10 protein-coding genes are annotated in these 15,363 nt (G+C 59.9%); 4 read left to right on the top strand and 6 right to left on the bottom strand.

The features are described 5' to 3' along the window. The first annotated feature begins 13 nt into the window (after positions 1-13). The gene (metH, locus tag QN370_RS05365) at positions 14-3,772 is read left to right on the top strand and encodes a methionine synthase (RefSeq protein ID WP_322129286.1); all 3,759 of its coding nucleotides are present in this window, start codon (positions 14-16) and stop codon (positions 3,770-3,772) included. Positions 3,773-3,790: 18 nt separating this feature from the next. Here metH and QN370_RS05360 read toward each other — a convergent pair whose 3' ends face one another. The 3 genes from QN370_RS05360 to QN370_RS05350 all read right to left on the bottom strand — a co-directional run bounded on the left by QN370_RS05360 (position 3,791) and on the right by QN370_RS05350 (position 7,971). Further along, on the bottom strand, positions 3,791-4,555 hold the full coding sequence (locus tag QN370_RS05360; protein WP_322129285.1) for a class II glutamine amidotransferase: 765 nt from the start codon (positions 4,553-4,555) through the stop codon (positions 3,791-3,793). 69 nt (positions 4,556-4,624) lie between these two features. Next, a complete protein-coding gene (locus tag QN370_RS05355; RefSeq protein WP_322129284.1) occupies positions 4,625-6,142 on the bottom strand; it encodes a B12-binding domain-containing radical SAM protein in 1,518 nt (505 codons plus the stop codon). A 170-nt stretch (positions 6,143-6,312) separates the two neighbouring features. Beyond that, positions 6,313-7,971 (bottom strand): long-chain fatty acid--CoA ligase, encoded by a 1,659-nt coding sequence (locus tag QN370_RS05350; protein ID WP_322129283.1) that lies wholly within the window; start codon positions 7,969-7,971, stop codon positions 6,313-6,315. A gap of 305 nt (positions 7,972-8,276) precedes the next feature. Between QN370_RS05350 and phaP the strand changes: the two genes are divergently transcribed. Continuing rightward, a complete protein-coding gene (phaP, locus tag QN370_RS05345; protein WP_322129282.1) occupies positions 8,277-8,837 on the top strand; it encodes a TIGR01841 family phasin in 561 nt (186 codons plus the stop codon). A gap of 73 nt (positions 8,838-8,910) precedes the next feature. On the opposite strand, the gene mnmC is transcribed toward phaP, so the two are convergent. Together mnmC and QN370_RS05335 are read right to left on the bottom strand one after the other, a co-directional pair. After that, positions 8,911-10,605: an FAD-dependent 5-carboxymethylaminomethyl-2-thiouridine(34) oxidoreductase MnmC gene (gene mnmC, locus QN370_RS05340; protein WP_322129281.1), complete on the bottom strand. Its 1,695-nt coding sequence runs from the start codon at positions 10,603-10,605 to the stop codon at positions 8,911-8,913. 69 nt (positions 10,606-10,674) lie between these two features. Next, positions 10,675-11,250 carry a DNA-3-methyladenine glycosylase I gene (locus tag QN370_RS05335; protein WP_322129280.1) on the bottom strand — a complete coding sequence of 192 codons (576 nt, stop codon included), beginning with the start codon at positions 11,248-11,250 and terminating at the stop codon, positions 10,675-10,677. Between the two features lie 183 nt (positions 11,251-11,433). Here QN370_RS05335 and QN370_RS05330 point away from each other — a divergent pair, with 183 nt between their 5' ends. Next, positions 11,434-12,684 (top strand): Hsp70 family protein, encoded by a 1,251-nt coding sequence (locus tag QN370_RS05330; RefSeq protein ID WP_322129279.1) that lies wholly within the window; start codon positions 11,434-11,436, stop codon positions 12,682-12,684. 57 nt (positions 12,685-12,741) lie between these two features. Here QN370_RS05330 and QN370_RS05325 read toward each other — a convergent pair whose 3' ends face one another. Beyond that, entirely contained in the window at positions 12,742-13,581 is an 840-nt protein-coding gene (locus QN370_RS05325) for a thioesterase family protein (protein WP_322129278.1), read from the bottom strand. A 153-nt stretch (positions 13,582-13,734) separates the two neighbouring features. On the opposite strand from QN370_RS05325, the gene QN370_RS05320 reads away from it, so the two are divergent. Then, entirely contained in the window at positions 13,735-15,312 is a 1,578-nt protein-coding gene (locus QN370_RS05320) for a methyl-accepting chemotaxis protein (RefSeq protein ID WP_322129277.1), read from the top strand. Positions 15,313-15,363: the final 51 nt, after the last annotated feature.

Raw genomic sequence — 15,363 nt, 5'->3', positions numbered from 1 at the left:
TATCGAGCACACCATGAAACGCGACGACTTCTCCGCCACCGAAACAACTTTGCGCGACCTGATGTCGCGCCGTATCCTGATCCTCGATGGCGCGATGGGTACGATGATCCAGCAGTACAAGCTGAGCGAGGAAGATTATCGCGGACCGCGCTTCGCCGATTTCACCGGGCCGGGCCGGGAGCTATTCGTCAAGGGCAACAATGAATTGCTGTCGCTGACCCAGCCGCAGATCGTCAGCGAAATCCATGAGCAATACCTCGACGCAGGTGCCGACCTGATTGAGACCAATACCTTCGGCGCCACCACCGTCGCGCAGGACGACTATCACATGGCGCATCTGGCCTACGAGATGAACGTCACATCGGCACGCCTGGCCCGCGCAGCCTGTGACAAGTACTCGACCCCGGACAAGCCGCGCTTCGTCGCCGGCACCCTGGGTCCGACGCCAAAGACTGCCTCGATTTCACCGGACGTCAACGATCCTGCTGCCCGCAACGTGACCTTCGACCAGCTGGTCGCGGCCTATCTGGACCAGACCCGTGCGCTGGTCGAAGGCGGTTCCGACATCCTGCTGGTCGAGACCATTTTCGATACGCTCAATTGCAAGGCGGCGCTGTTCGCCATCGATGCGTTTTTCGAGGAATCCGGTCTGCGCTTGCCGATCATGATTTCGGGTACCGTCACCGATGCGTCGGGCCGTATCCTGTCGGGCCAGACCGTACCGGCATTCTGGAATTCGGTACGCCATGCCCGACCAATGACGATCGGCCTGAACTGCGCACTCGGTGCCGCGTTGATGCGTCCGTATGCCGAAGAGTTGTCGAAGATTGCCGATACCTTCGTCTGCATCTACCCGAATGCCGGCTTGCCCAATCCGATGAGCGATACCGGCTTTGACGAAACGCCGGACGTGACGTCGGCGCTGCTCAAAGACTTCGCCGAAAGCGGCTTCGTCAACATCGCCGGCGGCTGCTGCGGCACCACACCGGACCATATCCGCGCGATTGCGCAAACCGTCGCCAGCATCGCGCCACGCCAGATTCCTGCGATACCGCAAGTGATGCGTCTGTCGGGTCTCGAGCCCTTCATCATTGATGAGGACTCGCTGTTCGTGAACGTTGGCGAGCGCACCAACGTGACCGGCTCGAAAGCTTTCTCGCGCCTGATCCTCAACGAGCAGTACGAGGAAGCCATCGCCGTCGCCCGCCAGCAAGTCGAAAACGGCGCGCAAGTCATCGACATCAACATGGATGAAGCGATGCTCGATTCGGTCGCGGCGATGACGCGCTTTTTGCATCTGGTGGCGTCCGAACCGGACATCGCGCGGGTGCCGATCATGATCGATTCGTCGAAGTGGTCGGTGATCGAAGCGGGTCTGAAATGCGTGCAGGGCAAGTCGATCGTGAACTCGATTTCGATGAAGGAAGGCGAGGAAGAATTCCTGCGCCAGGCCCGGCTGTGCCGCAGCTACGGTGCCGCCGTGATCGTGATGGCGTTCGATGAAAAAGGCCAGGCCGACACCTTCGCGCGCAAGACCGAAATCTGCCAGCGCGCCTACAACCTGCTGGTGTCGAAAGTCGGCTTCCCACCCGAAGACATCATCTTTGATCCGAACGTTTTTGCGATCGCTACGGGCATCGAAGAGCACAACAATTACGCGGTCGATTTCATTGATGCGACACGCTGGATTCGCAAGAATCTGCCGCATGCCAAGATCAGCGGCGGCGTCTCGAATGTCAGCTTCAGCTTCCGTGGCAACGACCCGGCGCGCGAAGCCATCCATACGGTATTTTTGTACCACGCGATTCAGGCCGGCATGACGATGGGCATCGTCAATGCCGGCATGATGGGCGTCTACAGTGAGCTCTCACCCGAGTTGCGCGAACGCGTCGAAGACGTCGTGCTCAACCGGCGCGACGATGCAACCGAACGGATGATCGAGATCGCCGGCACGCTCAAAGCCGGTGACAAGAAAGAAGAACAGAACCTCGAATGGCGCGATGGCCCGGTACAAAAACGGCTGGCGCACGCGATGGTGCATGGCATCACGCAATGGATCGTCGACGACACCGAAGAAGCCCGTCAGCTATTGCTGGCCAATGGCGGTCGGCCGATTCAGGTGATCGAAGGCCCGCTAATGGATGGCATGAATATCGTGGGCGACCTGTTCGGCCAGGGCAAGATGTTCCTGCCACAAGTGGTCAAGTCGGCCCGCGTGATGAAGCAAGCCGTCGCGCACCTGATCCCGTTCATCGAAATCGAAAAGCAGCTGGAAGAAAAAAAGACCGGCATCGCCGCCAAGGCCAAGGGCAAGATCGTCATTGCCACCGTCAAGGGCGACGTCCATGACATCGGCAAGAACATCGTCTCGGTGGTCCTGCAATGCAATAACTTTGAAGTCATCAACATGGGCGTGATGGTGCCGTGTTCGGAAATTCTGGCGCGTGCCAAAGCCGAAAACGCCGACATCATCGGCCTGTCCGGATTGATCACGCCGTCGCTCGAAGAGATGGCCTACGTCGCCAAGGAAATGCAGCGCGATCCGTATTTCCGGATGATGAAAATCCCGCTGATGATTGGCGGTGCAACGACATCGCGCGCCCATACCGCCGTGAAGATCGCACACAACTACGAAGGCCCCGTGGTCTACGTGGCCGATGCATCGCGCTCGGTATCGGTCGCGCAATCACTGCTGACACCGGAGCAGCGCGACCAGTACATCGCCGACATCGCCACCGATTACGAACGCATCCGCGAGCAGCACGCCAACCGCAAGGTCGTGCCCATGCTGTCGATCGCACAGGCGCGTGCCAACAAGATGCTGGTGCCGTTCACTGGCGATGACGCTCCGGTCAAACCAAAGTTCATCGGCCGGCGCGAGTTCAGGAATGTCGACCTTGCCACGCTCGCCAAATACATCGACTGGGGTCCGTTCTTCCAGACCTGGGACCTGGCTGGCCCGTTCCCGGCAATCCTGACCGATGAGGTCGTCGGCGAGACTGCCAGCAAGGTCTATGAAGAAGGTCTGGCGCTGCTCAAGAAAGTGATCGACGGACGCTGGCTGACCGCCAACGGCGTGGTCGCGCTGATGCCCGCCAACAGCGTCAATGACGACGATATCGAGATCTACACCGACGACACCCGTACCGAAGTGGCTTTCACTTACTACGGCATCCGCCAGCAAACCGTCAAACCGGTCATCGATGGCGTGGCGCGACCGAACCAGTGCCTGGCTGATTTCATTGCGCCGAAATCGTCCGGCATCGCCGACTACATCGGCCTGTTCGCGGTCACCACCGGCATCGGTATCGAGAAATACGAGAAGCGTTTTGAAGACGCCCATGACGACTATTCATCGATCATGTTGAAGTCGCTGGCCGACCGTCTGGCCGAAGCCTTCGCCGAGCAAATGCATGAACGCGTGCGTACCGACTTGTGGGGCACGGTGCCTGACGAAGCGCTGAGCAGTACCGCGCTGATCAAGGAACAGTACCTCGGTATCCGGCCCGCGCCGGGCTATCCGGCCTGCCCGGAACACACGGTCAAACAAGAGATGTTCACGCTGTTGCAATGTGCCGATATCGGCATGCAGGTAACCGAATCGCACGCGATGTTTCCGGGTGCGTCAGTGGCCGGTTTCTACTTTGGTCATCGGCAATCGAAGTACTTCAGCGTCGGCAAGATTGGCGACGATCAGGTCAAGGACATGGTCACCCGGCGCGGCGCGAGTCGTGAAGAGGTCGAGCGCTGGCTGGCACCGAATTTGTCCTGATGATGGTGCGAACCGGCCTCAGACCGGTTCGCCATCAACGAACACCTTCAGTTCGCCGGCACCAAAACGGGTCCAGTGTTCGTTGGTTGTCAGCGGCACCGTGACGATGATCGCGACCCGGTCATTGGGTGTCGTGACTTGCGAAAAATCGACGCTGATATCGTTGTCCGATAGTTGCGCCTGCGCGAACGGATATTGGCGAACGAGGTAATGCAGGTGCGTCGAGCAATGGGCAAATAATGCCGAACCGTGCGACAGCATCATGTTGAAGGTACCGTGTGCGGCGATCTCGCGAGTCAGCTCGGCGAGTGCCACTCGCAGTTCGGCAAGCGCCGGTAACTGCTCGCCGAAGCGTCGCTGCAATTGCTGCAGCAGGTAGCAAAAAGCCAGCTCGCTATCGGTACTGCCGACCGGTCGGAAGGCACCATCAAGTACCGGCGCGAATTCCTTCAGGTCGCCATTGTGCGCAAACACCCAATACCGCCCCCACAATTCCCGCACGAACGGATGACAGTTTTCCAGCACGATGCTGCCCTGCGTGGCCTTGCGGATGTGCGCGATCACGTTGGTTGATTTGATCGGGCAGCGCTTGATCAGCTCCGCAATCGGGGACGCCACGGCGGCCTGGTAATCGACAAAATGACGCACCCCGCGCCCCTCGAAAAAAGCAATCCCCCAGCCATCGTTGTGCTCGTCGGTACCACCGCCACGGGTGGCGAAACCCGTGAAGCTGAACACGATATCGGTCGGGACGTTGCAGTTCATTGCGAGGAGTTGGCACATGGGGTCAGGCGGTCAAGACAAGGAATGCAACGGTATCACGGGCGACGACATCTGATACTGCGGTAGAAACTAGGCCGCCATGTGCCGCGCCTGCCGCTGCGGCACACTCTTTTCAGCAACCGGTTCAGGCTTTGCGTCAGACTTCACGCGCGCACCGTGGCGCGGCAAATTGACCTTGCCGGCGTAGTCGCTGGCGACCAACGCCTTGGCGGCATCGGCGTCCATGCCGCGCTCGGCCAGCCACTGTCCGACCAGTACTGCGAGACGCTCCAGCGCAATCCGGTGGGTCGCGTCGGTGCGGGCAAACAGCCAGTCCGACAGCAGCATGAAATTATCGAACGGCGACTCGGCCAGCAGCATCGGCAAGCTGTTGGCGAAGCGGCCCGAGTTGGCGATCATGTCCCAGAAGCGGGCGAAGCGGACCAGTCGCTGCATGTCGGCAAAGCTGATGCGGTCGGTGGCGAGGATGGTGTACGGCGGGGCCGGATCGAAGATCAATCCGTACTCGGCGGTGTGACGAATGATGGGCGTGCCGCGCAAGCGCTTGAGAATACCGAACTGGATTTCATGCGGTTGCAGCGCGACCAGCCGGTCGAAGCCGCGCGCGAAACTGGCGACGTCTTCGCCGGGCAAGCCAGCGATCAGGTCGACGTGCAGATGCGCGTTCGAGTGTTCGCACAACCAGCGGATATTTTCTGCGGCCTTGGCGTTGTCCTGCTTGCGGCTGACCAGCGCCTGCACGTCGGGATTGAAACTCTGGATACCGATTTCAAACTGCAGTGTGCCAGGCGGGAATTGCATGATGCCGGCCTTGAGTGCATCGGGCAGGTGATCGGGCACGACTTCGAAGTGGGCATAGACCGGATCGTCGGGATAGGCGGCCAGTTTGTCGAGGAAGAACTGCATGATCTTCAGGCTGGACTTGATGTTCAGGTTGAAGGTGCGGTCAACAAATTTGAACAGTCGTGCACCGCGCGCATGCAGCTTTTCCAGCTCGGCGATAAAGCCGTCCAGCGCGAACGGCCAGGCAGTCTTGTCGAGGGCCGACAGGCAGAACTCGCACTTGAACGGACAACCGCGCGAGGCCTCGACATACAGCGTGCGATGGGCGATGTCTTCGGCGCTGTAGAGGTCATACGGCATCGGCAGTTCGGCCAGCGGTGCCTGCACGCCGGCATGCACTTTCATCAGCGGTTGCGGGCCGTTGAGGATCTGGCCGCACAGCAGCGGGAAGGTCACGTCGCCCCAGCCGGTGATCAGGTAATCGGCCAGTTGCACGATCTGCTGCTCGGCTGATTCATATGACACTTCCGGGCCACCCAGGATAATCTTGACGTGCGGCGCGAGGCGTTTCAAGAGCGCCACGACCCGGGTGGTTTCGTCGACATTCCAGATGTAGACACCGAAGCCGATGATGCGCGGGTTCGACGCCAGCAGTTTTTCGACGATGTCGGTACTGCGGGTGCCGATCACAAATTCACGCAATTGCGTTTGGGCTTGCAGCGCACCCATGTTGGCCAGCAGGCAGCGCAGGCCGAGCGAGGCGTGGGCATAACGGGCGTTGAGGGTGGCGAGGAGGATGGTCATGGGGTGCTTTGGGAGACGGGAGATCAGACGCCATTTTACGCGGAGTCGGTCAGTACGCCGGTGGCGCACACGGCCAATTGCTTGCTGATGCAGTGCATTCGGTGCAATGCCCTGCGGTTATTGCACCCTACGTGCAGCAGCGTTGCCAAAGTAAGGTGCCACTGCTTCGATCAACCCGCCAGTTCCTTCTCCTGCAATGAGCGCCACATGACTTTCCCGGTCGCCGACTTTGGCAAGGCGCTGACAAATTCAATCAGCTTGGGCACCTTGTAAGCCGCCATCGTTTCGTGCGCCCAGTGCATGATGTCTTCTGCCGTGGCGTCGCTGCCGGGCTTGCGCACGACGACTGCCTTGACGGTTTCGCCGCGGTACGCATCGCGCGAGGCGATGATGCAGCATTCCTCGATGGCCGGATGCTTGTACATCATCGATTCGACTTCGGCTGGCCAGACCTTGTAGCCGCTGGCGTTGATCATGCGTTTAAGGCGATCCGTAAAAAAGAAGAAGCCTTCGACATCCTGATAGCCGAGGTCGCCGGTACGCAGGAAGCGCTTGCCATCGAGCTCGATGAACGAGTCGGCGGTCTTTTGCGGATCGTTCCAGTAGCCCTGCATGACTTGCGGACCGTGGATGATGATTTCACCGACTTCGCCTTGCGGCAGTTCGGCTTGTGTGATCGGGTCGATGATGCGCGAATCGACGTTGAAAATCGGGATGCCGAGGCATTGCTGCTTCATGCGCTGCGGCGGGTTGGTGTGGGTCGAGGCCATGGTTTCGGACAGGCCGTAGCCTTCCATGAAATGCAGGCCGGTCAGGTCGAGCAGCTTTTGCGCGATCGCCGCCGGCATCGCCGCACCACCGCCGGAGATCCGGCGCAAACCCGACAGGTCGTACTCGGCCAGTCGCGGATTCGACAGCAGATCGATCACCATGGTCGGGATGTTGGTCCAGACCGTGACGCCATAGCGGGTAATCAACTGGCCAGCCACATCGCGATCCCAACGCGGCAGGATCACCAGCGATCCACCACCAACGATGACGGCATTCATGCTGATTTGCATGCCGGTGACATGAAAGAACGGCAGCACCGCCAGCGTGACCTGATCCGGCACCATCGCCGTAGCCCAGTGGGGCGCTCCGGCCGCCGTGAACATGACGGAGGCGTGGGTATGCACGCATCCCTTGGGCTTGCCGGTGGTGCCGGAGGTGTAGGGCATGCAGGCCAAATCATCAGGCCCCGCCAGGTGTTCGCGCAGTGTGCCGCCTTGGGCCAATGCCGCATGCCACGCAATCACACGCGAGGACTGCACGACGTCACGGGCAGCGGTGATGATGTCGGGCACGGCCAGGTCGGTGTGTGCAGGAAGGTAATCGGAATAGGTCGCCACGATCGCCGTGGTTAATCCGGTGGTGCCGATCAACGGCGCGAGCCGCGCAAAAATATCCTGCGACGCCAGCGCCACCTTGGCGCCGCTGTCGTCGACATAGTGACGCAGCTCTTCGGTCATCAGCATCGGATTGACCGGCACCACCATTGCATCGGCACGCAGAATCGCAAAATAGGCAATCACCCATTGCGGCGAATTCTGCATGTCGAGCAATACCCGGTCGCCGCGCTGCACACCACACGCGTCTTGCAGGTAGCCCGCCAGCGCCAGCACGGCGTCATGCAACTGGCGATATGTCAGGATCGCATCGTAGTAAATGATCGCCGGCTTGTCGGGATAACGTAATGCACTGATTTGCAGGTTGACGTAGACGCTGGTGGCGGGAACGGTCAGGTGGAACGGCAAACCGGCAGGCCAGTGAGCGTAGTGGAGGGTGTTCATGGATTCGCCTTGTGTGATTTTTGTAGGTCGAAAAAACAGCTGTCTCACATTTGATTATAGGGGAACTAGATGAGCAACTAGCAATAACGATACTTCGTCATCAACGTCGATTGGTTCAATCAATGCCATCAGACCCTGCTCGACCCGACGCTGCGGACCAGCAATCAGTTACTTTGATGCACTGCACAATTAAATCTTGACATCTGTTTTAAGGCACGTAGAATCACGTTTGTTGCGGCGCACCATGCACTGTTTGGTTGTACCGCTTACGAATCCGCTATTTACAACCACTCCAGGAGATTCACATGTTCTCGTTCCAAGACCAGTTTTCCGCCGCAACCAAAGCCAACTTTGAAGCCCAAGTAGCTTTGATGACCACATTGACCAGCAAAGCTTTCGAAGGTGTCGAGAAGCTGGTTGAACTGAACCTGACCGCCGTCAAAAGCACGCTGGAAGAAAGCACCAACAACGCCAAGCAACTGATGGCCGCAAAAGATCCACAAGAATTCATGACGCTGGCGACATCGCAAGCCAAGCCAACCGCTGAAAAAGCACAAGCTTACGGCCGTCACGTTGCCAGTATCGCTTCCGAAGCCCAAGCCGAACTGACCCGCGCTGCAGAAGCCCAGATCGCTGAAACCAGCCGTAAAGTTTCGGCTCTGGTTGACGATGTAAGCAAGAATGCACCAGCCGGTTCGGAGAACCTGGTTGCCATGGTGAAATCGGTGATCAGCAACGCCAACGCCGGTTACGAGCAATTGACCAAGACCACCAAGCAAGCCGTGCAAACCATGGAAGCCAATGTCCACTCGGCAACCGAGCAGTTCACACAAGCGACTGAAAAAGCTACCCGCGCCAAGAAGTAATTCTTTGCTGCAGTAAAAGAGACGGACCGCCACGCGGTCCGTTTTTTATTGGGCGCACGGTTTGTCGTGTGCGTCACCGCGATGACTGGCGCAACGACTTCAACCTGAAACGCGCCGGGTCCAGCGCATCCACCAGATCACTCTCCAGTGGCAGCGGTTCACTGTTCAGCTGCGCTGCCAGCAATTCCGCAGCCAGCGGAGCCCATATCAATCCGCGCGACGCGTACCCCAGCAGACCATGCAATCCGGGCCAGCGCGGCACATCACGCAAACGCTCTGCACGACAGGCTCCGGCAGTCACCGGCAGCGCGCCGACCAGCGGCAAGCGATCCGGTGCGACACAACGAAACCCGACTCGGCCAGCCAGTGGAAAATCGAATGCGTCGGGCCAGATACCAGGCAGCATTGCCTGCACCCGCTGCAAATTTTCGTGCTGACTGGACCAGCGCAAACCAGCCTCGACGTCCTGATCGTAGGTCGCGCCGGCACAACGCCAGCCTTGTACTGGCGGCGTCAGATATCCTTCGCGACACACCACCAGCGACGGCGCAGAAGCGGCCGGCGCGCTGACATGCGTGACCTGTCCGCGCACCGATTGCAGCGGCAGGTCGGCCAGTTGCGCAAATCGGGTCGCACCATTGCCATTCGCAAAGATGACAGTCGGGGCCTGTGCCAGCAAGACGCCATCGGCATCGCGCACTTGCCATGCATCATCGACACGCTGCAAGCAGGTCGCTGCCTGCTGATAGCGCACCGTCAACTGGGTACCGCACGCTGCCAGCATCGCGCGACACACGCCGGCAGGATGGGCCCAGCCGCCCTGCGCAAACAGCCAGCCGCCGTCCGGTGCCGCACTGCCCAGCAAGGCAGTCGCTTCGGCGCTGTCGAGCCAGCGTGCATAGCTGGCCGGATAATTCCAGCGCCGGTCAATGCGCGCCTGCGCCGCTGCGTGGTCGGCGTCACGCGCCAGTTGCAGCACACCGCAGCGCTCGCCCTCGAAGCGTGGCTGTGCCAGCCCTGACCAGCGCCGCAACGCAAACAGATAGGCGGCCCGACTCAGGCGCGATGCCAGGTTGTCGTCCTGGGACAAGACCGGCATCACGATGCCAGCCAGGTTACCGGAGGCTTCCTGTGCGGGAGCAGCGTGACGCTCCAGCAGCGTCACGCGCCAACCCCGCACCGCCAGCCGTTCGCAGATTGCCGCACCCGCCAGACCCGCGCCGAGCACAATGGCATGGCGTTCGCCTGTGGCCACCGTCTTGCCGGAGGAACGACGCGGCTGATAGGTGGCCTGCAACGCCGACGTAAAAACAAATCCGGCCCGCTCCAACGCATCAACCGGACACGCTGCCGACAAGCGTAGCGTCGATTGCGACGCAGCCAGTTGCGCCAGCCGGCGCGCCATCGTTGTGGCAGCCAGCATGTCAATCCGGAATGCGTCAACGTGTGCCACGCATTGCGACAGGCATCCAGCGAGCGTGCCGATCATCAGCGTCAGGCTGACGCGCCCTTCGTCAAACAGCAAACGGTGGAAACCGGCAACATGATCCGGCCATGCTGCGCGCAAAGCGTGCGCCTGACCGGCGAGTTCAGGCCAGTCGGCATGACGGCGCAACAGTTCGTCCGCACTGATCGGCTGCGCCAGAAAAGCGAGGTAATGCAAGGGGCGCGTCGCGGCTTGCCATTGATGCAGGAATGCGTCACCGGTACCAAAGCAGGTATCGAGCACGACGTGCCGGGTATCGGAAGGAGTACAGATTTCAGCCATGCCGTCAGGATAAGGGTTGTTGGAAGGTGATCGCAGAACCGCCACGCCGCGGACAGGTGGTGCCGATCTTCACGGAGCAGGATGAGACACGGCAGCGGCGTGCAAATAACAATGCGGCGCATGGTCGTTAACCACGCCTATTCCCTGCAGATACGCGTACACGATGGTCGAGCCGACGAACTTGAAGCCGCGTCCGAGCAGGTCCTTGGAGAGCCGGTCCGACAGCGCAGTTTTTGTTGGCACCGCCACCGCTGCGCCCTGCACAGGCACACCGCCGACGAAACCCCACAAGTAAGCATCGAGCCCACCCACTTCGTCACACAGGCGCAAGTAGGCACGCGCATTGGAAATCGTTGCGGCGACTTTCAGGCGATTGCGCACGATGCCCGGATCAGCCAGCAACTGTGCCACCTTGTCCGCATCGTAAAGAGCAATCTTGCGCGCATCCCAGTCGTCGAAAGCAAGCCGGTAAGTGGCCCGCTTGTTCAGAATGGTTGACCAGCTCAGTCCGGCTTGCGCCCCTTCGAGATTGAGCATCTCGAAAAGACGGCGCTCGTCATGACACGGCACACCCCATTCATCGTCGTGATAAGCGACATACAAGGCATTGGTAGTCGGTACCCAGGAACAGCGGGAGAGAGTCATCGGCATGGCCTCCTTCAAAAAAAATGATTCTACTGTCGATCACCCTGTCGACGCGTCCACTGCGCATTTTTGCAGACCAGCCGGAAGCCCCGGCAAGCGCGCTGCAAGCGCAATTAGGGCGAGACTTTCAGTCTGCGTTCGACTATGATCTGCGACCCATTTCCGGTTGATGAAAGTAAGCTCATGGCGAACGCTTGTGGCGTCGATTTTGGCACCTCCAATTCCACGGTTGGCGTCGTCCGGCCCGGACACGCCGCGCTGCTGGCGCTCGAAGACGGCAAGCTGACCTTGCCTTCGGCGGTATTTTTCAATGCCGAAGACGAGCAGGTCAGCTATGGCCGCGCCGCGCTGGCCAATTACCTCGCCGGTTATGAAGGCCGCCTGATGCGCTCGCTGAAAAGCCTGCTTGGCACCGGCCTCATCGATGGCCAGACCGAAGTGCTGGGACGCGCACTGCCGTTTCGCATGTTGCTGGGCCAGTTCATCGGCGAACTCAAGCGCCGCGCCGAAACCGCCAGCGGCCAGTCCTTCCAGCATGCGGTGATCGGACGCCCGGTCTTTTTCGTCGATGGTAACGAGAAGGCCGACCGGCTGGCCGAGCAAACCCTGAGCGACATTGCCGGTGCGGCGGGGTTTCGTCAGGTCGCTTTTCAGTTCGAGCCGATTGCTGCCGCGTTCGATTACGAGTCACGCATTGATCGCGAAGAGATCGTGCTGGTGGCCGACATCGGCGGTGGTACGTCGGACTTTTCGCTGATCCGCGTCTCACCGCAACGCGCCCGCCAGGTCGATCGCCGCAGCGACATCCTCGCCTCGGGCGGTGTGCATATCGGCGGTACCGACTTCGACAAATACCTCAGCCTGTCGTCCGTCATGCCGCTGCTGGGACTGGGCAGCCAACTCAATAATGACAGCGAAGTCCCCTCCAGCTATTACTTCAATCTGGCCACCTGGCACACCATCAATCTGGCCTATACGCAAAAAACTTGGCTGCAGCTCAAGGACATCTATCGCGATGCCCGCGACCGCCCCAAGCTCGATCGGCTACTCGATGTGATCCGCGAGCGTAGCGGCCACTGGCTGGCGATACAGGTCGAGGAAGGCAAGATCGCACTGTCGCAAGCCGAGTCGGCCATCCTGAACCTGGACCGCCTGGCACCGCGCGAGGAAGTGACGATCACCCGTGATGCGTTCGATGCGTCGATCGTGCGCCTGTTGGGCACCGTCGAAAGTACGGTCGCCGATTTGCTGCGCGATGCAGGCGTTGCGGCCAGCGATGTCGACACGGTGTTTTTCACCGGCGGCTCCAGTGGCGTCGGTTCGCTGCGACAGCGCATTGCCCGGCTGGTGCCGGATGCGCGTGCAATCGAAGGCGATCTGTTTGGCAGCATCGGTGCCGGACTGGCACTGGATGCGTTGCGCCGTTTCGGCTAGCGCTTACACAAATAAATCGTACGCAATGACCTTGCCTACGATTTGATTGCGTGCGATTTATTCCTTGAACCAGACGGCTTGCTGGCTCGTTGCCAGCAACCGGCCTTGTGCGCCCCAGACCTGCGCGACCTGATCGGAAAACCCCAGGTTATATATCTGCCCCTGCGCCACGCCCAGCACCGGCGCACTGCCCTGCTGCGCCAGGGTTGCTGCGTCTACGTGAAAATGGATGTTTAACGAGATCGTCCCGATCGGTACCATCTGCGCACGGCGCGAAAACAGGCGTGGGAAAAACGCGTCGCAGATCGCCGTCAGCGATGCGAAATCCAGTGCTCTTGGTGGTTTGTCGTTGATCCATAGCTGCGTCAGGCTGTCCGGATTATCGCCAGTACCATCTACCCCGCGCAGGCCACCACGGGCAAAACGCATGTCATAGCATTGCGGCCAGCTCACTCCCATCATGTTGCCAACCAGCGGCAGCGTATCGGCAGGGACTACCTCGGGCATGACCACCTCCGTCGCCGACCAGGTTGGCCGGCGCAACGCAAACACGGCGATGGCATTGATGACGCAATCATCACCCTGAACAATCTCGACCGACCAGTGCTGGGTGGTGCGACTGCTGCGCATCATCCGCACGCGCACCTCGAAGGCACCGTCACGCACCGGACCGGCAAAATTGACGGTCAGGGCCACCGGATCACCCAACCGCTCCGGCTGAATCAGCAAGGCTTGCAAGGCAGTCGCTGCGGTCACGCCGCCAAACGGTCCGATCATGTTGGCGTAGTCCGTGCTGGTGTGTCCTTCCCAGTTGCCATTGGCCTGCGGCGTCAGTGCGATGGCACGGTCGAAGAGGTGCATCTCCGGCGAAAGCGTTTCGTAGTGCGGCTGAGGCATTGTTACTCCGTCATCAACTCATATCAGGGAGCCAATGATAGACGAGCAATACACGCAAACCAGATACTGATTCATCCTGGTGGCAGCACAAATTCGTTTATAGTTTCCGCACAAAAATGTACGCCCACAATAAAAATGCCCGGAGATAGCAACGTGAAAATAGTAAATCTGCACATCGGTACCCGTTTGGCCGTCGGTTTTGGCGCTGGCCTGGTCCTCATGCTGGCCATTGCGGCGGTGGGTCTGACCGGCCTCGGCTCACTCGACAAGGCCACCGAACGCCTCACCCGTGACCGGGTACCAACGGTGCTGCTGGGCTACCAGATTCAGGCAGCGGTTGATCGCGGCGACCAGGCCATGCGCAATACGCTGTTCCTGATCGATCCGACCAAGGTCAAGATCGAAGCGGGCATCGTCGCCAGCGCCAACAAGCTCATCAGTGACAACACGCGCCAGCTCGGTGCGCTGCTGGCCAGCCCCGAAGACAAGCAACTGCTCGCCACACTGGGAACCACCCGGGAAAAATACCTGGCTGGCCAGGCAGAATTCATGAAAACCATCAGCGAATATAAAAAGGAGCAGGCCGCCGATTTCCTGATGAGCGATTTCCGCGCGCCTCAGCAAGCCTACAGTGCGGCGCTCAACGCCATCATCGAACAGCAATTGAAACGGGTCGATACCTCCGGTCAGGACTCCAGAAGTGCCTATGCCTTCGCCCGCAACCTGATGCTGGGACTGGCCGCAGTGGCGCTGCTGCTGACGCTGTTTATCAGCGTGACCATCACGCGCAGCATTGTGCAGCCATTACGCGCTGCCATCACGATTGCGCGCCGGGTGGCCGATGGCGACCTGACCGCCGAGATTGCAGTACGCAGCACGGATGAAACTGGCGCACTGATGCAGTCACTGAAAGACATGAATGACAGCCTGATCAGCACCATCAAACAACTGCGCCAAGGCTCCGACACCATCGCCGTGGCGGCGCGCGAGATTGCCTCCGGCAATGCCGATCTGTCTTCGCGCACCGAGTCACAAGCCAGCTCACTCGAACAGACTGCCTCGTCGATGGAAGAACTGACCGCAACGGTCCGGCAGAATGCCGACAACGCCCGGCAAACCAATCAACTGGTCATTTCCGCATCCGATTTTGCGCTCAAGGGGGGCGGTGTCGTTGGCCAGGTGGTCGACACCATGTCGTCGATCAAGCAAAGCTCAAGCAAAATCGTCGATATCATCGGTGTCATCGATGGCATTGCGTTCCAGACCAACATCCTGGCGCTCAACGCGGCAGTCGAAGCGGCCCGTGCCGGTGAACAGGGGCGGGGGTTTGCGGTCGTGGCGTCAGAAGTGCGCAACCTGGCGCAACGCTCGGCAAGCGCTGCCAGAGAAATCAAAATCCTGATCGCCGATTCCGTCAGCAAGGTCGATACCGGCAGCAAGCTCGTTGACGAGGCGGGCCAGACCATGCACCAGATCGTCAGCTCGGTCAAACATGTGGCCGATATCATGGCCGAGATTACCGCCGCCAGCCAGGAGCAGAGCGCCGGCATTACTGAAGTCAATCAGGCCGTCTCCCAGATGGATGAAATGACCCAGCAAAATTCAGCGCTGGTCGAACAAGCGGCCGCAGCCGCCGAAAGTCTTCAGGACCAGGCTCTGGCATTGACCCGCGCCGTGGCTATTTTCCGGTTATCGGACGACATGACACCTACGCTGCGATTGGGCACGTAGCGGGACGCCAGCGATGACTCGTCAAATTTAATTGGCCTCATACAATTAAAG

The sequence above is a fragment of the Actimicrobium sp. CCI2.3 genome, assembly GCF_035019065.1.
In the GTDB taxonomy this organism is placed as follows: Bacteria; Pseudomonadota; Gammaproteobacteria; order Burkholderiales; family Burkholderiaceae_D; genus Actimicrobium.
This window is presented reverse-complemented; position numbering and strand designations above follow the sequence as displayed.